Below are 21,331 nucleotides of genomic sequence, written 5' to 3'. Positions count from 1 at the left end.
CTTCCCTGCCCCGGCCTTCAGTGCACCTGTACCGTGCCCTCTACGCTGGCGGGTATGCCCACGCTCATCCTCGTACGCCACGGACGCTCGACCGCCAACACCGCCGGAGTGCTCGCGGGGCGGACCCCGGGGGTCGCCCTCGACGAACGCGGCGCCGGACAGGCCGCCGCGCTGCCCGGACGGCTGGCCGCCCTCACCCTCGTCGCGGCCGTCAGCAGTCCCCTGCAGCGCTGCCGCGAGACGCTCCGGCCGCTGCTCGACGCCCGCCCCGGCCTCACGCTGCACACCGAGGACCGGATCAGTGAATGCGACTACGGCGACTGGTCGGGGCGCAAACTCGCGGAACTCTCCGACGAACCGCTGATGTCCGTCGTGCAGCAGCACCCCTCGGCCGCCGCGTTCCCCGGCGGTGAGTCCATGCGGGCCATGCAGGCCCGGGCCGTCGAGGCCGTACGGGACTGGAACGCCCGGGTCGAGTCGGAGCACGGGGACGACGCCACCTACGTCATGTGTTCGCACGGCGACATCATCAAGGCACTCGTCGCCGACGCGCTCGGCATGCACCTCGACCTCTTCCAGCGTATCCACGCCGACCCCTGCTCGGTCACCGCGATCCGCTACACGCGGCTGCGCCCCTTCCTCCTGCGCCTCGGCGACACCGGCGACTTCGCGTCGTTGGCCCCGCGCGAACAGGGCATCGGGGCGGACGCGGCGGGGGACACGGCGACGGATGCGGCCGTCGGGGGCGGTGCTGGGGCACCGTGATCGCTCCGCGCAGTAGGGTGGACGCGCCGTAGAGGCCTCGTGGGGACATCCCCCCGGGCCCCGGCCGCCCTCCATCCGCCCCCACATTCTCAAGGGAGACAGGACGTGTCCCGTCAGGTGTTCCTCTACGACCCTCCGGACCGTTTCGTGGCCGGTACGGTCGGGCTGCCTGGCCGCCGTACGTTTTTCCTGCAGGCATCCTCGAGGGGACGGGTCACGAGCGTGGCCCTGGAGAAGACCCAGGTTGCCGCGTTGGCCGAACGGATCGACGAACTCCTCGACGAGGTCGTCCGGCGGACCGGCGGCAGTTCACCGGTGCCGGCCGTGGCACCCATGGACGTCACCGACACCGCTCCGCTCGACGCTCCCGTCGAGGAGGAGTTCAGGGTCGGCACGATGGCTCTCGCCTGGGACGGCGAGGAGCAGCGCATGATCGTCGAGGCGCAGGCCCTCGTCGAGCTGGACGCCGACTCCGACGACGATCTCGCGGAGGCCGAGGAGCGGCTCCTGCAGGACGAGGTGAACGGCCCGCCGATGCTGCGCGTGCGGCTGAGCGGCGCCCAGGCCAGGGCGTTCGCCAAGCGTGCCCTGGACGTCGTGAACGCCGGCCGGCCACCGTGCCCGCTGTGCAGCCTGCCCCTCGACCCGGAAGGACACGTATGTCCGCGCCAGAACGGATACCGTCGCGGAGCCTGACGGAGGCCGGGCTGCGCACCCTGCTCGCCGAGGGGGAGCTCACGGTCCTCGGACAGGTACGGGGCGCGTCGAACGCGGTGCTGTACTGCACGGTCGCGCACCAGGGTGAGGAACGCGCCTGCGTCTACAAGCCTGTTGCCGGGGAGCAGCCGCTCTGGGACTTCCCGGACGGCACGCTCGCCCAGCGCGAGGTGGCGGCGTACGAGATCTCCGAGTCCACCGGGTGGGGGCTCGTGCCGCCCACCGTGCTGCGGGAGGGCCCCTACGGCCAGGGGATGTGCCAGCTGTGGATCGAGGCGGACGAGCCGGACGAGGCCGCCGACGGGCCCGCGGGTGCGTACGGGCTGCCGCCACTGCTCGCGCTCGTCGAGGACGGGGAGCCGGGAGACGGCTGGAAGGCCGTCGGCTTCGCCGAGGTGGGGGAGGGGCGGACGGCCCTGCTGGTGCACGCCGACGACCCGCGTCTGCGCAGGCTGGCGGTCCTGGACGCGGTGATCAACAACGGCGACCGCAAGGGAGGGCACCTGCTGCCCGCACCCGGCGGCCGGCTGTACGGCATCGATCACGGAGTGACCTTCAACGCGGACGACAAACTGCGGACCCTGCTGTGGGGGTGGGCGGGCGAACCCCTGACCGCGGAGGCCGTGGAGGTGCTCGACCGGCTGTCCGCCGGCCTGGAGCCGGGGACGGCGCTCGCCACCCGGCTGGCTGAGCTGATCACGGCGGCGGAGCTCGACGCGCTGCGCGCAAGGGTGGCGGGGCTGCGGGAGGCCGGGCGCCATCCGCAGCCGAGCGGGGAGTGGCCTGCCATTCCGTGGCCGCCGGTGTGAACCACGCCCGTCCGGCCCCCGGGGCCGGAGGGCAGGCCCCCGAGCGGGAACGGGCGCCGGAGGGCAGGCGCCGCACGCGCAAGACCGCCTCTTGCGCCACGATCTCCCATCCGGTTCGTATCCGGAAGCATCGTCCGGTTACGCTCATGACATGCATGCCTGGCCCGCTTCTGAGGTCCCCGCCCTGCCTGGCAAGGGCCGCGACCTTCGGATCCACGACACCGCGACCGGCGGACGGATCACCCTTGACCCCGGTCCCGTCGCCCGCATCTACGTCTGCGGCATCACGCCGTACGACGCGACCCATATGGGTCATGCGGCGACCTACAACGCGTTCGACCTCGTTCAGCGCGTGTGGCTCGACACCAAGCGGCAGGTCCATTACGTCCAGAACGTGACCGACGTGGATGATCCGCTGCTGGAGCGGGCCGTGCGCGACGGCGAGGACTGGACCGAGCTCGCCGAGCGCGAGACGGCACTCTTCCGGGAGGACATGACCGCCCTGCGCATGCTGCCGCCCCAGCACTACATCGGGGCGGTGGAGGCCATACCCGGTATCGTCCCGCTCGTCGAGCGGCTCCGGGACGCGGGCGCCGCGTACGAGCTCGACGGGGACGTCTACTTCTCCGTCGAGTCCGACCCGCACTTCGGCGAGGTCTCCGGCCTCGACGCCGAGGCCATGCGGCTGCTCTCCGCCGAACGCGGCGGCGATCCGGAGCGTCCCGGCAAGAAGAACCCGCTCGACCCGATGCTCTGGATGGCCGCCCGGGAGGGCGAGCCGAGCTGGGACGGCGGCACCCTCGGACCCGGCCGCCCCGGCTGGCACATCGAGTGCGTGGCCATCGCGCTGGACCACCTCGGCATGGGCTTCGACGTCCAGGGAGGCGGCTCCGACCTCGCCTTCCCGCACCACGAGATGGGCGCCTCGCACGCCCAGGTGCTGACCGGCGAGCACCCGTTCGCCCGCGCCTACGTGCACGCCGGCATGGTGGGCCTCAACGGCGAGAAGATGTCGAAGTCCAAGGGCAACCTCGTCTTCGTGTCGGCACTGCGCCGGGAGGACGTGGACCCCGCGGCGATCAGGCTCGCGCTGCTCTCGCACCACTACCGGTCCGACTGGGAATGGACCGACCAGGTGCTCGCCGACGCGGTGGAGCGCCTCGCACGCTGGCGTGCCGCCGTCTCCCGGCCCGACGGAATCTGTGCGGACGCCCTGGTCGAGGAGGTGCGGGAGGCCCTCGCCGACGACCTGGACGCCCCGGCCGCCCTCGCCGCCGTGGACCGCTGGGCCGCCGCGCAGACCTCCGGCGGCGGTACGGACGAGAGCGCGCCCGGCCTCGTCTCGCGCACCGTCGACGCCCTGCTGGGTGTCGCGCTGTAGTCCGCATCCACCCCGTACACACGGACGGCCCCGGACTTCGTCGTGAAGTCCGGGGCCGGTCCGTGTGTACGGGCAGGCGGGGGTGTCAGTCCTGCGAGGGGTTCTCGTCGGGCCCGGCGGTCGGGTCCTCGGGCTTCTCCCCGTCCTTCGGCCGGGGCGTCCCCGGCCGCTCCGCCTCCGGCCGCTGCGGTTTCGGCGGTCTTGTACGGCCGCTCGACGTGTCCCGCAGATAGGGCACGTCGCCGCTCTCCGTCGCGTGGCCGCCGGGCGGCTGGCCCGGACCCCCGCCGTCATGGCGCCTGAGATACCGCTCGAACTCCCGGGCGATGGCCTCGCCGGACGCCTCGGGCAGCTCCGCGGTGTCCCGCGCCTCCTCCAGCGTCTGCACGTACTCCGCGACCTCGCTGTCCTCGGCGGCCAGCTGGTCGACGCCGAGCTGCCAGGCACGGGCGTCCTCGGGCAGCTCGCCCAGCGGGATCCGCAGCCCGAGAAGATCCTCGAGACGGTTCAGCAGGGCCAGCGTGGCCTTCGGGTTCGGCGGCTGCGACACGTAGTGCGGCACCGCCGCCCACAGACTCACCGCGGGAACCCCCGCATGTGTACAGGCCTCCTGGAGGATGCCGACGATGCCCGTCGGGCCCTCGTACCTGGTCTCCTCCAGATCCATGGTTCTGGCCAGATCGGCGTCCGAGGTCACCCCGCTCACCGGCACCGGCCTGGTGTGCGGGGTGTCGCCCAGCAGCGCCCCCAGGATGACGACCATCTCGACGCCCAGCTCATGGGCGAAGCCCAGGATCTCGTTGCAGAACGAGCGCCAGCGCATGGAGGGCTCGATGCCACGGACCAGCACCAGATCACGGGGCTTCTCCCCGCCGATACGGACCACGGAGAGTCGCGTGGTGGGCCACGTGATCTTGCGTACCCCACCGTCCAGCCACACCGTGGGCCGATTGACCTGGAAGTCGTAGTAGTCCTCGGCGTCGAGCGCCGCGAACACCTCGCCCTTCCATTCCCGGTCCAGATGTCCGACCGCTGTGGAGGCGGCGTCACCGGCGTCGTTCCAGCCTTCGAACGCGGCCACCATGACCGGGTCGATCAGCTCGGGTACCCCCTCGAGCTCGATCACCCAGGCCTCCTTCCGAAGTTCCCTTGTGTACGGACCAACCTTACGGCTTCCGTCCTACCCGGCCGAAGCCCGTTTGCATGCATGTGTGAACCGTGTACGTGCTTGATTCATCCGAGCTGTACCCGTCCGGAACTGATCGAATGTGCGCCAGACCCTGGACGATCGGCAGCGTCCGGCGCTATACATCGGATGACCAAATAGAGGTCCGATGTTATTCCCCTGGGGGGCGCACATGAGTCAGACCGTCACCGACCTCGAGGTTCACGACATCCGGTTTCCCACCTCGGAACAGCTGGACGGCTCGGACGCCATGAACACCGACCCCGACTACTCGGCCGCCTACGTCGTCCTGCGCACGGACGGTGCCGGCACCGAAGGGCATGGCTTCTGTTTCACCATCGGCCGCGGCAACGACGTCATGGCCGCCGCGATCGAGACGCTCCGCCCCCGTCTGGTGGGGCGCCCCGCGCCACGCGACGCCGCTGATCTCGGCGCGCTGTACCGCGAGCTCACGCACGACTCCCAACTGCGCTGGCTGGGGCCCGAGAAGGGCGTGATGCACATGGCGGCCGGCGCGGTCGTCAACGCCGCCTGGGACCTCGCGGCCAAGCAGGCGGGACAGCCCGTCTGGCAGTTCCTCGCCGGGATGTCGCCGCAGGAGCTCGTCTCCCTCGTCGACTTCCGCTACCTCACGGACGCGCTCACCCCCCAGGAGGCGCTCGCCCTGCTCCGGGCCGCCGAACCGGGCCGCGCGCGGCGCACCGAACGGCTGCTCGCCGAGGGCTACCCCGCGTACACGACCTCACCCGGCTGGCTCGGGTACGACGACGACAAGCTCGTGCGCCTGGCCAAGGAGGCGGTCGCGGACGGCTTCACGCAGATCAAGCTCAAGGTCGGCGCCGACCTGGACGACGACATCCGCAGACTCGCGCTCGCCCGAACCGCCGTCGGCCCCGGCATCCGCATCGCCGTCGACGCCAACCAGCGCTGGGACGTGGCCGCCGCCGTGGAGTGGATGCGCGCCCTCGCACCGTACGACCCCTACTGGATAGAGGAACCGACCAGCCCCGACGACGTGCTCGGGCACGCCGCCGTGCGGGCGGGACAGCCCGTCAAGGTCGCCACCGGCGAACACGTCGCCAACCGGGTCGTGTTCAAGCAGCTGCTCCAGGCCAACGCGGTCGACTTCGTCCAGATCGACGCCGCCCGGGTCGCCGGTGTCAACGAGAACCTCGCGATCCTGCTGCTCGCCGCCAAGTACGGCGTCCCCGTCTGCCCGCACGCCGGAGGCGTCGGGCTGTGCGAACTGGTGCAGCACCTCTCGATGTTCGACTACGTCGCGGTCTCCGGCACCCGGGAGGACCGGGTCATCGAGTACGTCGACCATCTCCACGAGCACTTCGCCGACCCGGCCGTCATCGAGGACGGCCACTACGTCGCCCCCCGCGCACCCGGCTTCTCCGCCCGGATGCTCCCGGACTCGATCGCCGCCCACATCTACCCGCGGGGCCCTGTCCGGCAGGCCCGCCGCACCGCCGAGGAGACCGGCCGATGACCGGCACACAGGACTTCGACGGGCTGTCCGCCCTGGTGACGGGCGGCGCCTCCGGCATCGGGGCCGCGGTGGCGAGACTGCTGCTCACCCGCGGGGCACGCGTCGCCGTACTCGACCGCGAGACGAGGGGCGCCCCCGACGGGGTGCTCGCGGTAGAGGCCGACGTGACGGACGACGCCGCCGTACGGGAGGCCGTCGACCGTGCCGCCGGTGAACTGGGCGGCCTGCACACCCTCGTGTCCAATGCCGGGATCGGCTCCATCGGCACCGTCGAGGACAACACCGACGAGGAATGGACCCGCGTCCTGGACGTCAACGTCCTCGGCATGGTCCGCGCCGCCCGCCATACCCTGCCCCATCTGCGCCGGGCCGCGGCCGGGCGCCCCGGTGCCGTGTCGATCACCCAGACCTGCTCCATCGCCGCCACCGCCGGCCTGCCGCAGCGCGCCCTGTACAGCGCGAGCAAGGGCGCGGTGCTCTCGCTGACCCTCGCCATGGCCGCCGACCACGTCCGCGAGGGCATCCGTGTCAACTGCGTGAACCCCGGCACCGCCGACACCCCGTGGATCGGCCGGCTGCTCGGGCAGGCCGAGGACCCGGCCGCGGAGCGCGCCGCCCTCGACGCCCGCCAGCCGCTGGGGCGGCTGGTGTCCGCGGACGAGGTCGCCGCCGCCGTCGTCTATCTGGCGAGCCCGGCAGCCGCGTCCGTCACCGGCACCGCGCTCGCCGTCGACGGCGGGATGCAGGGCCTGCGGCTGCGACCCGCCCGCTGATCCGCGGTGGCCGGTGGGCACCGGACACGGTCCACCGGCCCGCGCCCGGGAACGCGTCTCACAGGGTCGAGCGCAGCCACTGTTCCACGCTCGCCACGTGCACCGTCGCCCAGGACCGGGCAGCCTCCGCGTCCCGGTCCCGCAGGGCGGCGAGGATCGCCCGGTGCTCGTGCAGCGTGCGGCTCACCGCATCCTCCTGGGTCAGCCCGCGCCACACCCTGGCCCGGGTGGTCGGCCCCGACAGTCCGTCCAGCAGCGAGCACAGGACCGAGTTGCCGGAGGCCTGGACGATCCCGCGGTGGAACTCCAGATCGCAGGCGACCAGTTCCTCCACCGACGGAGCGTCGCCCAGCGCGTCCAGCTGCGCGTCCAGCGCGTCCAGCCGGCCCTCCTCGATGCGCAGCGCGGCCATCGCCGTGGCGGCGGGCTCCAGGATCCGGCGCACCGCGAGGAACTCCAGCACCGTGTCGTCGCGGTGGAAGTCCACCACGAAACTGAGTGCCTCCAGCAGGAGCTGAGGATCCAGGCTGGTGACGTAGGTGCCGTCGCCCTGGCGCACGTCGAGAATCCGGATCAGCGACAGCGCACGCACCGCCTCGCGCAGTGAGTTGCGGGAAAGCCCCAGTTCGGAGGCGAGTTCGCTCTCCTTGGGAAGCCGGTCGCCAGGCCTCAGAGCACCCGAGACGATCATCCCCTTGATCTTCTCGATCGCTTCGTCGGTGACGGCCATGTGGGGGCCTCCTCGCGCACAAGTCATCCGATGTATGGGCCTCATTATGCGGCCCTCGACCGGTGCTGTGACCCCCCGCCCGGTCACCGGCCCCGCGCCCGCTCCACGAGGAGGCGGTGCGGGCGGACCGAGCCGGCCGGGGACACACGCGCAGGGGCGGCTCCCCCGGAGCCGCCCCTGCGTTCCCCGCGACCGTCAGTGCCGGTCGGCCAGCATGTCCTCGACCCGCGCCCGGACCTCGTCCGTCGCCAGGCCCCGGATCGTCAGCGTCGTCCGGCGGCGCAGCACGTCGTCCGCAGTCTCGGCCCACTCGCGGTCGCGGGCGTACGCGACCTGTGCCCAGATCTCCGGCGCGTCCGGGTGGATCCGGTCCGCCAGTGCGGGGTTCTCGTTCGCCAGCCGCGCGATGTCGAAGGAGAGCGAGCCGTAGTGGGTGGCCAGGTGCCGGGCCGTGTCGGCCGACATCCGCGGACCCGGCGTGCCGCCGTCGACCATCAGCCGGTGCGCCACCGCGTTCGGGTTCGCGATACCGGGCAGCGGGAGCTTCCGCGGCAGCCGTGCCATCGGCTCCATGTCCTCGGTGAGGGGGTGTCCGGGCAGCGCGGCCAGCTTGTTCATCACTGTGCGGCCGATGTGGCGGAACGTCGTCCACTTGCCGCCCGCGACCGACAGCATGCCGCCCCGGCCCTCGGTCACCACCGTCTCGCGCTTGGCCTTCGAGGTGCTCCCGGGACCGCCCGGCAGCACCCGCAGCCCCGCGAAGGAGTACGTGATCAGGTCGCGGGACAGCTGCTGGTCCCGGACGGAGAAAGCCGCCTCGTCCAGGATCTGGGCCGTGTCCTGCTCGGTGACCGAGACGTCGGCCGGATCGCCCTCGTACTCCTCGTCGGTCGTACCGAGCAGCAGCATGTCCTCCCACGGCAGGGCGAACGTGATGCGGTACTTGTCGATCGGCGTCGCCAGCGCCGCCTTCCACGGACGGGTGCGCTTCAGGACCAGGTGCGCGCCCTTGGACAGACGGATGGACGGCGCCGCGTCCGGGTTCTCCATCTTCCGCAGGTGATCGACCCACGGTCCGGTGGCGTTCAGCACCAGGCGCGCGTTCACGCCGAACTCCGTACCGTCCTGACGGTCCTCCAGCTCGGCGCCGGTGACCCGGCCCCGGGTGAAGCGCAGCCCGGTGACCGCGGCGTGGTTGAGCACGACGGCACCGGCCTCGACGGCCGCACGGACCGTCATCAGTGCCATCCGGGCGTCGTTCATCTGGTCGTCACCGTAGACAGCGACGGCCTTGAGGTTGTCCGTACGCAGCTCGGGCACATCGCGCTGCGCCCGGGCCGGGCTGATCACATGGCCGACGCCGTCGCCGAACGCGGACAGCGCCGAGTACGCGAAGACGCCCGCACCGAGCTTGGCCGCACCGTGCGGCCCGCCCTTGTAGACCGGCAGGTAGAAGGTGAGCGGATTGGCCAGGTGCGGTGCGACCTGACGGGACACCGCGCGCCGCTCGAAGTGGTTCTCCGCGACCAGCTTCACCGCGCCGGTCTGCAGGTAGCGCAGACCGCCGTGGAGGAGCTTGGAGGAGGCGGAGGAGGTGGCGCCGGCGAAGTCGCCGGCGTCCACCAGGGCCACCCGCAGTCCGGACTGCGCGGCGTGCCAGGCGGTGGAGATGCCCAGGATGCCGCCGCCGATCACCAGGAGGTCGTACGTCGCCTTGGAAAGCTGCTCCCGGGTCTCGGCGCGGCTCGGAAGGGAGCCGGAGGCCGGATGCGTCCCGAGGGCGGGGACGCTCTGCAGGGTGGTCATGTCGATTACTCCTCGGCAGTGTCGTCGTCGAGCCAGCCCATGGATCGCTCCACGGCCTTGAGCCAGCTCCGGTACTCGCGGTCGCGGGTGGCCGCGTCCATGCGGGGTGTCCACTCGGCGGCCCTGCGCCAGTTGGCGCGCAGCGCGTCGGTGTCCGGCCAGAAGCCGACGGCGAGACCGGCGGCGTAGGCGGCGCCGAGGCAGGTGGTCTCGGCGACCATGGGACGCACCACGGGCGCGTCCAGGAAGTCGGAGAGCGTCTGCATCAGCAGGTTGTTGGAGGTCATGCCGCCGTCGACCTTGAGCGCGGTCAGCTCGACGCCGGAGTCCTTCGTCATGGCGTCGCTGATCTCACGGGTCTGCCAGGCGGTGGCCTCGAGCACGGCACGGGCGATGTGCGCCTTGGTGACGTACCGGGTGAGACCGGCGATGACACCACGGGCGTCGGGGCGCCAGTACGGGGCGAACAGACCGGAGAACGCGGGCACGAAGTACGCGCCGCCGTTGTCCTCGACCGACGAGGCGAGCGTCTCGATCTCGGCCGCGGACTTGATCAGGCCCATCTGGTCGCGCATCCACTGCACCAGCGAACCGGTGACGGCGATGGACCCCTCCAGGGCGTACACCGGCTTCTGGTCGCCGATCCGGTACCCGACGGTCGTCAGCAGCCCGTTGTAGGAGTTCACCGGGGTGTGGCCGGTGTTCATCAGCATGAAGGTGCCGGTGCCGTACGTGGACTTGGCCTCGCCCTGGGCGAAACAGGTCTGGCCGAACAGGGCGGCCTGCTGGTCGCCGAGGGCGGAGGCCACCGGGATCCCGTCCAGGACACCGCCCTTGGCGGTGCCGTACACCTCGGCGGAGGACCGGATCTCCGGCAGAACGGCAGGCGGGATGTCCATCGACTGGACGATCTTGTCGTCCCACTGCATCGAGTGGAGGTTCATCAGGAGGGTGCGCGAGGCGTTGGTGACGTCGGTGACGTGCACGCCGCCGTCGGTGCCGCCGGTCAGGTTCCAGATGACCCAGGAATCCATGGTCCCGAAGAGGATGTCGCCCCGCTCGGCGCGCTCGCGCAGCCCCTCGACGTTGTCGAGCAGCCAGCGGACCTTCGGACCGGCGAAGTACGACGCGAGCGGCAGACCCGTCTCGCGGCGGAAGCGGTCCTGGCCGACGTTGCGGCCGAGCTCCTTGCAGAGCGCGTCGGTACGGGTGTCCTGCCAGACGAGGGCGTTGTGGACGGGCTCACCGGTGTTCCTGTCCCACAGCAGTGTGGTCTCGCGCTGGTTGGTGATGCCGATCGCCTTGACGTCGGCCGAGGTGATGCCGGCCTTGACGATCGCCCCCGCGACGACTTCCTGGACGTTCTCCCAGATCTCGGTCGCGTCGTGCTCGACCCAGCCGGGCTTGGGGAAGATCTGCTCGTGCTCCTTCTGGTCGACGGAGACGATCCGGCCGTCCTTGTCGAAGACGATGCAGCGGCTGGAGGTGGTGCCCTGGTCGATGGCCGCGATGAACGGGCCGGTGGTGTGTGCGTCGGTCACGGTGTGCTCCCGGAGGTCTGTGTGGTCTGGAGGGTCACGGCTCAGGCGAAGGCGAGGTTGTAGAGCCCGCCGGCCAGCGCACCGCCCATGAGCGGTCCCACTACCGGTACCCAGGCGTAGCTCCAGTCGGAACCACCCTTGTTCGGCAGCGGCAGCAGCGCGTGCACGATGCGCGGACCGAGGTCACGTACGGGGTTGATCGCGTAGCCGGTCGGGCCGCCGAGCGACAGGCCGATACCGACGACGACGAGGGCCGTGATCAGCACGCCGAGCGTGCCGAGTCCGTTGCCGTCGTTGTTGAGCCCCTGGGTGAGGATCGCCAGGATCAGCACGAGGGTGGCTATGACCTCCGTGACCACGTTCTGCACTGCGTGCCGGATCTCCGGACCGGTGGAGAAGATGCCGAGCACGGGGCCGGCCTCGGGGGCGGCGGCCTGGTCGACCATGCCCTCCACGGCGGGCTGGGCGTTCACGATCTCGGGATCGTTGAGGTGCGCGTGGAACTGTCCGTAGTACACGGCCCACACGAGCACGGCACCGATCATCGCGCCGAGCAGCTGCGAGGCGAAGTACACGGGTACGTCGCTCCACTCGGTGCCGCCCTGGATCGCGAGGCCGAGCGTGACCGCGGGGTTCAGGTGGGCGCCGGACACGCCGGAGGCGAGGTACGCGGCGGTCAGCACGGCGAAACCCCACCCGAAGGTGATGGCCAGCCAGCCGGCGTTCTGCGCCTTCGAGCGCTTGAGCGTGACGGCGGCACAGACACCGCCGCCGAGCAGGATGAGCACGGCGGTACCGATGGTCTCGCCGATGAAGATGTCGGAGCTGGACACCGCGACTCCTTTGTCCTTCGTCCAGGGGAAGGCGAAACACCGGGTCCCTCCGGTGGATCGCGCCCCAGGTGGGTACTCGTCACGTACGGAGTACTTCACCCGCAAGGGCTTGACCGGCCCTCGGCACTGTCACACCCTAACGTGTATTGCCGTTAAGCGTTCGACAATGCCGACCGGTGAACGGCAATGTTTCTCCCCAATGAAGGACGCGTCAAGACTTCTGTGACGTGGGACTCGGTGCGGGACTCGATCGTTACCGACGGCTCGGAGCGCGCTCAGAAGCGCCCGGCCCCCAGGTCCCTGGAGACGGCGCGGGCGCAGTCCCGCACGGCGGCGATCAGCTCGGGGCGCAGTTCCCCGCCCGGACACACCCGCTCCACGGCTCCCGTCACGGCCACCGCGCCGACCGGCATGCGGCGCCGGTCGTGGACCGGGGCGGCCACCGCCGCCACGCCCTCCCAGGTCTCCTCCACGTCGGAGGCCCAGCCCTGCGCCCGGATCAGGTCGAGCAGCGACTCGAACTCCTGCTCGCCGGTGACGGTGCGCGGGGTGAAGGGCCGCCGCTCCACCTCGACGACCTCGCTGTGCGCGACCGGGTCGTAGGCGGAGAGCACCTTGCCCAGGGCGGTGGAGTGCAGCGGCTGCATCGCGCCGACCTCCAGCACCTGGCGGCTGTCGTCGGGCCGGAAGACGTGGTGGACGATCAGGACGCCGTGCTGGTGCAGCACGCCCAGGTGGACGCTCTCGCCGCTGGAGCGTGCCAGGTCGTCGGTCCACACCAGGGCGCGGGCCCGGAGCTCGTGCACGTCGAGATAGCTGTTGCCCAGGCGCAGCAGCTCGGCACCGAGCTGGTAGCGGCCGGACGCCGGGTCCTGCTCGACGAAGCCCTCGTGCTGGAGCGTGCGCAGGATGCCGTGTGCGGTGCCCTTGGCCAGTCCCAGCGAGGACGAGATGTCGGAGAGCCCGAGCCGGCGCTCGCCGCCCGCCAGCAGACGCAGCATCGCCGCTGCCCGCTCGAGCGACTGGATGTTCTTGGCCATCGCGCCGTACTCCTCCACCTCGGTTCGACAATGCTGAACACTATCGGTCGATGCCGACCTCTGTCCGGTGCCGCGACGATTCCGCGCCACCCGCGGCCGGGCCCCGTTCCCCGCACAGCATGCAGTCCGCCCCGTGGGACGCGACGACCGGCCCGTGCCCCGCCCCGCTACGCTGGCCGCGTGCCCTCCCTCCGCGGAAGGGCGCGAAGCCGACAGCCGTCGCATTCCAGGGAGAACATCCATGGCCTCGTTGCCGACCCCCTCCGCTGACAGCCGGACCCGAGCCGCAGCCCTCCGGGAGGCTCTCGCCACCCGAGTGGTCGTGGCGGACGGTGCCATGGGCACCATGCTCCAGGCACAGGACCCCACGCTCGAGGACTTCGAGAACCTCGAAGGCTGCAACGAGATCCTGAACGTGACCCGGCCCGACATCGTCCGTTCGGTGCACGAGGAGTACTTCGCGGTCGGCGTGGACTGCGTCGAGACGAACACGTTCGGCGCCAACCACTCCGCCGCCAACGAGTACGAGATCGCCGACCGGATCTTCGAACTGTCCGAGTCGGGTGCCCGTATCGCCCGCGAGGTCGCCGACGAGTTCGGTGCCGCGGACGGCCGGCAGCGCTGGGTGCTGGGCTCGGTGGGACCCGGGACCAAGCTGCCGTCGCTCGGACACATCGCGTTCGACGTGTTGCGGGACGGCTACCAGCGAAACGTCGAGGGTCTGCTCGCCGGCGGTGCCGACGCCCTGATCGTGGAGACCACTCAGGACCTGCTCCAGACCAAGTCGAGCCTGATCGGCGCGCGCCGGGCCATGGACGCCCTGGGCGTCGACGTGCCGCTGATCTGTTCCCTGGCCTTCGAGACGACCGGAGTGATGCTGCTCGGCTCCGAGATCGGCGCCGCGCTGACCGCCCTGGAGCCGCTGGGCATCGATCTGATCGGCCTGAACTGCTCGACGGGCCCGGACGAGATGAGCGAGCACCTCCGCTATCTGGCCCGTCACTCGCGTACGCCGCTGATGTGCATGCCGAACGCGGGCCTGCCCGTCCTCACCAAGGACGGCGCCCACTTCCCGCTCGGCCCCGACGGTCTCGCGGACTCCCAGGAGACGTTCGTCCGCGACTACGGTCTGTCGCTCGTCGGCGGCTGCTGCGGCACGACCCCCGAGCACCTGAGGGCCGTGGTCGAGCGCACCCGCGGACTCGCACCGACGCAGCGCGACCCCCGCCCCGAGCCGGGTGCCGCCTCGCTCTACCAGACGGTTCCCTTCCGGCAGGACACCGCTTACCTGGCGATCGGTGAACGCACCAACGCCAACGGCTCGAAGAAGTTCCGCGAGGCGATGCTCGAAGCCCGCTGGGACGACTGCGTGGAGATGGCGCGCGACCAGATCCGCGAAGGCGCGCACATGCTCGACCTCTGTGTCGACTACGTGGGCCGTGACGGGGTCGCGGACATGGAGGAGCTGGCCGGCCGCTTCGCGACCGCCTCGACCCTGCCGATCGTCCTGGACTCCACGGAGCTGCCCGTCATCCGGGCCGGTCTGGAGAAGCTCGGCGGCCGCGCGGTCATCAACTCCGTCAACTACGAGGACGGCGACGGACCCGAGTCCCGCTTCGCCAAGGTCACCGCGCTCGCCAAGGAGCACGGCGCGGCCCTGATCGCGCTGACCATCGACGAGGAGGGCCAGGCCCGCACCGTCGAGCACAAGGTCGCCATCGCCGAGCGCCTCATCGAGGACCTGACGGGCAACTGGGGCATCTACGAGGCGGACATCCTCATCGACTGCCTGACCTTCACCATCTGTACGGGTCAGGAGGAGTCCCGCAAGGACGGCATCGCCACGATCGAAGCGATCCGGGAGCTGAAGAAGCGGCACCCCGACGTACAGACCACGCTCGGCCTGTCCAACATCTCCTTCGGCCTGAACCCGGCCGCCCGAGTGGTGCTGAACTCGGTGTTCCTGGACGAGTGCGTCAAGGCCGGCCTGGACTCCGCGATCGTGCACGCCTCCAAGATCCTGCCCATCGCGCGGCTGGAGGAGGAGCAGGTCAAGGTCGCCCTCGACCTGATCCACGACCGGCGGACGGAGGGTTACGACCCGCTCCAGAAGCTGATGGCGCTCTTCGAGGGCGTCAACATGAAGTCGATGAAGGAGGGACGCGCCGAGGAACTGATGGCCCTTCCGCTGGACGAGCGCCTGCAGCGCCGCATCATCGACGGCGAGAAGAACGGCCTGGAGACCGACCTCGACGAGGCGCTGCAGACCCGGCCGGCCCTGGACATCGTCAACGACACCCTTCTCGCGGGCATGAAGGTCGTCGGTGAGCTCTTCGGCTCCGGCCAGATGCAGCTGCCGTTCGTGCTGCAGTCCGCCGAGGTCATGAAGATCGCGGTGGCGCACCTCGAACCGCACATGGAGAAGTCGGACGCCGAAGGCAAGGGCACCATCGTGCTCGCCACCGTCCGCGGCGATGTCCACGACATCGGCAAGAACCTCGTCGACATCATCCTGTCGAACAACGGCTACAACGTCGTCAACCTGGGCATCAAGCAGCCCGTCTCCGCGATCCTGGAGGCCGCGGAGGAGCACCGGGCCGATGTCATCGGCATGTCCGGGCTGCTGGTGAAGTCGACCGTGATCATGAAGGAGAACCTTCAGGAGCTCAACCAGCGCAAGCTGGCGGCCGACTACCCGGTCATCCTCGGCGGCGCCGCGCTGACCCGCGCCTACGTCGAGCAGGACCTGCACGAGATCTACGAGGGCGAGGTCCGCTACGCCCGGGACGCGTTCGAGGGCCTGCGCCTCATGGACGCCCTGATCGGCGTCAAGCGTGGTGTCCCCGGAGCGGTGCTGCCCGAGCTCAAGCAGCGCCGTGTGCCCAAGCGCGACTCGCCGGTGCCGGAGACCGATGAGCCGGAGGAGGGCGTGCGCTCCGACGTCTCGGTCACCAACCCGGTCCCCGAGCCGCCGTTCTGGGGCACCCGCGTGGTCAAGGGCATCCAGCTCAAGGAGTACGCCTCCTGGCTGGACGAGGGCGCCCTCTTCAAGGGCCAGTGGGGCCTCAAGCAGGCCCGTGCGGGCGACGGGCCGACGTACGAGGAGCTCGTGGAGACCGAGGGCCGCCCGCACCTGCGCGGCTGGCTCGACAAGCTCCACACGGAGAACCTGCTGGAGGCCGCCGTCGTCTACGGCTACTTCCCGTGCGTGTCGAAGGGCGACGACCTGATCCTGCTGCACGAGGACGGCTCGGAGCGCACCCGTTTCACCTTCCCGCGCCAGCGCCGCGGCCGACGCCTCTGCCTGGCGGACTTCTTCCGGCCCGAGGAGTCGGGCGAGACGGACGTGATCGGCCTCCAGGTCGTCACGGTCGGCTCGAGGATCGGCCAGGCCACCGCCGAACTGTTCGACGCGAACTCCTACCGCGACTACCTGGAGCTGCACGGGCTGTCGGTGCAGCTGGCCGAGGCGCTCGCCGAGTACTGGCACGCGCGCGTCCGCAGCGAGCTGGGTTTCGCCGGGGAGGACCCGGCCGACGTCGAGGACATGTTCGCGCTGAAGTACCGGGGGGCGCGCTTCTCCCTGGGCTACGGGGCCTGCCCCGACCTGGAGGACCGGGCGAAGATCGCCGCGCTGCTGGAGCCGGAGCGCATCGGCGTGAAGCTCTCCGAGGAGTTCCAGCTGCACCCGGAGCAGTCCACGGACGCGATCGTCATCCATCACCCCGAGGCGAAGTACTTCAACGCACGGTAGTACTCCGTTCCACGCGGGGTACGGCGCCGTTCCGCGCGCCTTGTCCGGACGAGTCGTAGACTGGTCGGTCCAGTGCAGGCCGGTCGCCGTTCCCACCGGGAACGCGGTCGGCCTTCTCGTCCCTCATGGAGGTGTGCCGGATGACCAGTACGTTCCCCGTGTCCCTGACCCGCACGGCCGAAGGCTCCGCCCTGCAGGCCGTTCTTCTCGACATGGACGGCACCCTGGTCGACACGGAGGGTTTCTGGTGGGACGTGGAGGTCGAGGTCTTCGCCGACCTCGGACACCGGCTGGACGAGGGCTGGCGCGACGTGGTCGTCGGCGGGCCGATGACCCGCAGCGCCGGCTACCTCATCGAAGCCACCGGCGCCGACATCGCCATCGAGGAGCTCACGGTCCTGCTCAACGACCGCTTCGAGAAGCGCATCGGCCGCGGTGTGCCACTGATGCCCGGTGCCGCACGGCTGCTCGCCGAGCTCGCCGCGCACGAGGTGCCCACCGCCCTGGTCTCCGCCTCGCACCGGCGGATCATCGACCGGGTGCTGGACTCGGTGGGCCACCACCACTTCGCGCTCACGGTCGCCGGTGACGAGGTGGCCCGCACCAAGCCCCACCCCGAGCCCTACCTCGCCGCGGCCGCCGGATTCGGCGCGGACCCGTGGCGCTGCGCGGTCGTCGAGGACACCGCGACGGGCGTCGCCGCGGCGGAGGCCGCGGGCTGCCGGGTGGTTGTCGTGCCGTCCGTGGCGCCGATCGCTCCCGCGCCGGGACGGGTGGTCGTACCGTCACTCGAACGGGTTGATCTGGCCTTCCTGCGCGCCGTGGTCACCGACGAGTGATGGGCCACACACCGAGCGTCGCCGCAGGAAGGAACGGCGAAGCTCCGGTGGGCCCGGCGTGCGGTTCCCTCTCCCCGCCCCAGCGCGAAGACCAGGTTCATGTCAACGAGAAGGGTGCGGCGGGGGAGTGACCTTCATCACCCGGTGTGACGTCCGCGAGTGCCCGCTCCCCACTCGGCTGCCCGTTTCGGGCGCCCAAAAGTCCGGGTTCATGGACCGCTGTACCAATCATTCCCGAGCGTGACATAGACGCGCCGTCATGGGCGATCACCGAGTGGATACGGGGTCCGCGTGCACCGGTCAAGTGCCCCCGCAGTGCCTACTAATCTCGGATTTCTCGCATGCCGGAATGAGGGAGAACGTCCAGATGAACCGCAAGACGCTGGTGCTGCCGGCCGTAGTGGGCCTGCTCGCGCCCGTGCTCGCCGCCTGTGGCGGGTCGGACGGCGGGAGCGATGCCATCGTTGTCGGGACGACGGACCAGTTCGCCTCCTCCGCCGAAGCCCCCGCGCCGCTCGACCCGGCCATCGGCTACGAGGCCGGGGTCTGGAACGTGCTGCGCCAGACCGTGCAGACCCTGACCCACATCCCGCGCGGCGGTGGTGAGCCGGTGCCCGAGGCGGCCGAGAGCTGCGCCTTCACCGACACGGAGAACGAGAGCTACCGCTGCACGCTCCGCGACGGCCTCACCTTCGCGGACGGCACGCCCGTCACTCCGGACGACGTGAAGTACTCCATCCAGCGCGTGCTCGACATCAAGGACGAGAGCGGCCCCGTCGGTCTGCTCGCCAACATCGACACGATCGAGACCAAGGGTGAGGACCAGGTCGTCTTCCACCTGCGCACCTCCGACGCGACCTTCCCGTACAAGCTGGCCACCCCTGCCGCCGGCATCGTCCAGAAGGACAAGTACCCGGCCAAGGCCCCCCGCGAAGGCTTCCAGGTCGACGGGTCCGGCCCGTACACCATGAAGCCGGAGGTCAAGGACAGCCAGCTCGTGAAGATCGTCTTCACCAAGAACCCCACGTACAAGGGTGATCTGAAGATCCTCAACGAGACGGTCGAGCTGGACCTCTACCCCGACGCCGTGGCCATGGGCAAGGCGCTCGAGGACGAAAAGATCGACATGATGACGCGCACCATGTCGCCCGAGCAGGCCCAGCAGATGCTCGTGGAGCCGGTGGACGGCATCAAGCTCACGGAGATGCCCGGTCTCGCCATCAGCTACCTCGCCTTCAACACCGACGACCCGGCGGTCAAGGACAAGGCCGTACGCCAGGCCATGGCCCAGATCATCGACCGGGGCGCCATCGCGAGCAAGGTGTACGGCACGACGGCCGAGCCGCTCTACTCGCTGATCCCGACCGGTATCACCAACCACACCAACTCCTTCTTCAACAAGTACGGCGAGCCCGACGTGGACGCGGCCAGGAAGACCCTGGAGAAGGCCGGCATCTCCACGCCCGTGAAGTTCACGCTGAACTACACGACGGACCACTACGGCCCCGCCACCGCCGCCGAGTACAAGGCGCTGGGGAAGCAGCTCAACGACTCCGAGCTCTTCGAGGTCGACGTCAAGGGCACCCCGTGGGCCAAGTACCGCCCCGCGCAGAGCAACGGTGACTACGCGGTCTACGGCATGGGCTGGTTCCCCGACTTCCCGGACCCGGACACGTACACGGCGCCGTTCCTCGACAAGAACAACTTCCTCAACTCGCCCTACGAGTCCGCCCTCATCCAGGACACCCTCATCCCGGAGTCCCGGCGGGTGGCGGACCGCAGCGCCGCGGCCAAGACCTTCGCGAAGATCCAGGACATCGTCGCCACCGACGTCCCCGTCCTCCCGGTCTGGCAGGGCAAGCAGTACGTCGCCTCACGCGAGGGCCTGACCGGTGTGGAGTGGGCCGTCACCTCCTCGGCCGACCTGCAGCTCTGGGAGCTCAAGAACAGCACCGCCTGATCCCGCGCAGACGAAAGCCGACGCGGTCCGGAGCCACTGGCTCCGGACCGCGTCGGCTCTCCGCCCGGCGCCCCCGCTCACTGTGCGCCGGGGCGCACCAGCCCGCTCTCGTACGCGTAGACCGCCGCCTGCACCCGGTCGCGCAGGCTGAGCTTCGTCAGCACATGGCCCACATGCGTCTTGACCGTCGTCTCGCTCACGAACAGGTCCGCTGCGATCTCCGCGTTCGACAGGCCGCGCGCCACCAGCTTCAGCACCTCCACCTCGCGGTCGGTGAGCGTGTGCAGAGCGTCCGGGACCGGCTCCTCGCCCGAGGGCAGATGGTCCGCGTACTTGTCGAGCAGCCGGCGTGTGATGCTCGGCGCCAGCGTCGCCTCGCCTGCCGCCACCACCCGGATGGCCTGCACCAGCTCATGGGCCGGCGCGTCCTTCAGCAGGAAGCCGCTGGCACCCGCGCGCAGCGCCTCCACCACGTACTCGTCGAGATCGAAGGTCGTCAGCACCAGGACCTTCGCCGGTCCGTCCCGCCCCGGACCCGTGATCTGACGGGTGGCCTCGACGCCGTCCATCCGCGGCATCCGGATGTCCATCAGCACGACATCGGGCTGCAGGGCCCGCACCTGGTCGATGGCCTGCAGGCCGTCACCCGCCTCACCGACCACCGCAAGGTCGCCCTCGGCCTCCAGGATCATCCGGAAGCCGGTGCGCAGCAGCGGTTGATCATCGACCAGCAGGACGCGGATTGCCACGGAATCTCCTTAGGGGCTTTCGAGGGCCGCCGGCTGGCCGGCCTCGGCCCGGACCGGCTCCATTCTGCCCTGCACACCCTCCACCGACTCCGCCGGGCGGACCGACAGCGGATAGACCGGGGGAGTCCCGCCGAACTCGGGGCAGACCGCCCGGTGGTCGCACCAGCCGCACAGCTTCGTGGGACGGGGCCGCCACTCACCCGTCTCCGTCGCCAGCCGGATCGCGTCCCACAGGGCGAGCAGCTTGCGCTCCACCCGCTCCAGGTCGGCCGGCACCGGGTCGTACGTCAGCACGTCACCGCTGCCCAGGTACACCAGCTGGAGCCGCCGCGGCACCACGTTCCTCAGGCGCCGGACCACCAGCGCGTAGAACATCATCTGGAACAGCGCGCCCTCCGAGTACTCCGGCCGCGGCGCCTTGCCCGTCTTGTAGTCGACGATCCGGACCTCGCCCGTGGGGGCCACGTCGATCCGGTCGATCACACCGCGCAGCCGCAGCCCCGAGTCCAGCTCCGTCTCGACGAACAGCTCACGCTCGGCGGGCTCCAGGCGCGTCGGGTCCTCCAGCGAGAACCACCGCTCCACGAGCTGCTCCGCCTCCCCCAGCCACCCGGCGAGCCGGTCGCCCCCGGCGTCCCCGGAGAACAGCTCGGCCAGCTCCGGCCTGGACTCGAGCAGCCGGTCCCACTGGCCGGGCACGAGTGACCTGGCCCGCGGAGCCGTGCGCTCCGCCGCCGGGGCGTCGAACAGCCGCTCAAGCACCGCATGCACCAGTGTGCCCCGGGTAGCCGCCTCACTGGGCTTCTCCGGCAGCTTGTCGATGACCCGGAAGCGGTACAGCAGAGGGCACTGCATGAAATCGCTCGCGCGCGACGGCGACAGGGACGAAGGTGGCCGGTGCGGGCGCGGTACGGAGGTCATGTCGCAGACCCTACGGCCCGCCACTGACACCC

Annotated in this window: 17 protein-coding genes; 9 read left to right on the top strand and 8 right to left on the bottom strand. The window is 70.5% G+C overall.

Annotated features, from left to right (window positions below):
• Positions 1-54: 54 nt before the first annotated feature.
• The 4 genes from AB0F38_RS17905 (at position 55) to mshC (ending at position 3,672) form a co-directional block, all read left to right on the top strand.
• A complete protein-coding gene (locus tag AB0F38_RS17905; RefSeq protein WP_361893601.1) occupies positions 55-765 on the top strand; it encodes a histidine phosphatase family protein in 711 nt (236 codons plus the stop codon).
• Between the two features lie 105 nt (positions 766-870).
• Positions 871-1,461, top strand: a complete 591-nt coding sequence (locus tag AB0F38_RS17900) for a DUF3090 domain-containing protein (RefSeq protein WP_361893598.1) — start codon at positions 871-873, stop codon at positions 1,459-1,461.
• Entirely contained in the window at positions 1,425-2,291 is an 867-nt protein-coding gene (locus AB0F38_RS17895) for an SCO1664 family protein (RefSeq protein WP_361893595.1), read from the top strand. The genes AB0F38_RS17900 and AB0F38_RS17895 overlap by 37 nt, the downstream gene beginning before the upstream one ends.
• Before the next feature lie 151 nt (positions 2,292-2,442).
• Complete coding sequence (mshC, locus tag AB0F38_RS17890) at positions 2,443-3,672, top strand: cysteine--1-D-myo-inosityl 2-amino-2-deoxy-alpha-D-glucopyranoside ligase (protein ID WP_361893592.1); 1,230 nt, start codon at positions 2,443-2,445, stop codon at positions 3,670-3,672.
• Between the two features lie 85 nt (positions 3,673-3,757).
• Here the strand turns inward: mshC and AB0F38_RS17885 are convergent, their stop codons facing one another.
• On the bottom strand, positions 3,758-4,798 hold the full coding sequence (locus tag AB0F38_RS17885; RefSeq protein ID WP_361893589.1) for a PAC2 family protein: 1,041 nt from the start codon (positions 4,796-4,798) through the stop codon (positions 3,758-3,760).
• A gap of 232 nt (positions 4,799-5,030) precedes the next feature.
• On the opposite strand from AB0F38_RS17885, the gene AB0F38_RS17880 reads away from it, so the two are divergent.
• Positions 5,031-6,353, top strand: coding sequence for an L-fuconate dehydratase (locus AB0F38_RS17880; protein ID WP_361893586.1), 1,323 nt, complete (start codon positions 5,031-5,033; stop codon positions 6,351-6,353).
• Entirely contained in the window at positions 6,350-7,126 is a 777-nt protein-coding gene (locus AB0F38_RS17875) for an SDR family oxidoreductase (protein WP_361893583.1), read from the top strand. The genes AB0F38_RS17880 and AB0F38_RS17875 overlap by 4 nt, the downstream gene beginning before the upstream one ends.
• 58 nt (positions 7,127-7,184) lie before the next feature.
• On the opposite strand, the gene AB0F38_RS17870 is transcribed toward AB0F38_RS17875, so the two are convergent.
• From AB0F38_RS17870 to AB0F38_RS17850, 5 genes are all read right to left on the bottom strand, one after another.
• Complete coding sequence (locus AB0F38_RS17870) at positions 7,185-7,856, bottom strand: FadR/GntR family transcriptional regulator (protein ID WP_361893580.1); 672 nt, start codon at positions 7,854-7,856, stop codon at positions 7,185-7,187.
• 195 nt (positions 7,857-8,051) lie between these two features.
• On the bottom strand, positions 8,052-9,662 hold the full coding sequence (locus AB0F38_RS17865) for a glycerol-3-phosphate dehydrogenase/oxidase (protein ID WP_361893577.1): 1,611 nt from the start codon (positions 9,660-9,662) through the stop codon (positions 8,052-8,054).
• 5 nt (positions 9,663-9,667) lie between these two features.
• A complete protein-coding gene (glpK, locus tag AB0F38_RS17860) occupies positions 9,668-11,203 on the bottom strand; it encodes a glycerol kinase GlpK (RefSeq protein WP_361893574.1) in 1,536 nt (511 codons plus the stop codon).
• A gap of 41 nt (positions 11,204-11,244) precedes the next feature.
• Positions 11,245-12,036 (bottom strand): MIP/aquaporin family protein, encoded by a 792-nt coding sequence (locus AB0F38_RS17855; protein WP_361893571.1) that lies wholly within the window; start codon positions 12,034-12,036, stop codon positions 11,245-11,247.
• 275 nt (positions 12,037-12,311) lie between these two features.
• Positions 12,312-13,076, bottom strand: coding sequence for an IclR family transcriptional regulator (locus AB0F38_RS17850; RefSeq protein ID WP_361893569.1), 765 nt, complete (start codon positions 13,074-13,076; stop codon positions 12,312-12,314).
• Between the two features lie 241 nt (positions 13,077-13,317).
• On the opposite strand from AB0F38_RS17850, the gene metH reads away from it, so the two are divergent.
• The 3 genes from metH (at position 13,318) to AB0F38_RS17835 (ending at position 19,629) form a co-directional block, all read left to right on the top strand.
• Positions 13,318-16,830 carry a methionine synthase gene (metH, locus tag AB0F38_RS17845; protein WP_361893566.1) on the top strand — a complete coding sequence of 1,171 codons (3,513 nt, stop codon included), beginning with the start codon at positions 13,318-13,320 and terminating at the stop codon, positions 16,828-16,830.
• A 140-nt stretch (positions 16,831-16,970) separates the two neighbouring features.
• Positions 16,971-17,669 (top strand): HAD family phosphatase, encoded by a 699-nt coding sequence (locus AB0F38_RS17840; RefSeq protein WP_361893563.1) that lies wholly within the window; start codon positions 16,971-16,973, stop codon positions 17,667-17,669.
• A 367-nt stretch (positions 17,670-18,036) separates the two neighbouring features.
• Positions 18,037-19,629 (top strand): ABC transporter substrate-binding protein, encoded by a 1,593-nt coding sequence (locus tag AB0F38_RS17835; protein ID WP_361893560.1) that lies wholly within the window; start codon positions 18,037-18,039, stop codon positions 19,627-19,629.
• A gap of 77 nt (positions 19,630-19,706) precedes the next feature.
• Here the strand turns inward: AB0F38_RS17835 and AB0F38_RS17830 are convergent, their stop codons facing one another.
• A complete protein-coding gene (locus AB0F38_RS17830; protein WP_361893557.1) occupies positions 19,707-20,378 on the bottom strand; it encodes a response regulator transcription factor in 672 nt (223 codons plus the stop codon).
• A 9-nt stretch (positions 20,379-20,387) separates the two neighbouring features.
• Positions 20,388-21,233 carry a PD-(D/E)XK nuclease family protein gene (locus AB0F38_RS17825; RefSeq protein ID WP_361893649.1) on the bottom strand — a complete coding sequence of 282 codons (846 nt, stop codon included), beginning with the start codon at positions 21,231-21,233 and terminating at the stop codon, positions 20,388-20,390.
• Positions 21,234-21,331 lie beyond the last annotated feature (98 nt).

The sequence above is a fragment of the Streptomyces sp. NPDC025273 genome, from assembly GCF_040638585.1.
In the GTDB taxonomy this organism is placed as follows: domain Bacteria; phylum Actinomycetota; class Actinomycetes; order Streptomycetales; family Streptomycetaceae; genus Streptomyces; species Streptomyces cinereorectus.
This window is presented reverse-complemented; position numbering and strand designations above follow the sequence as displayed.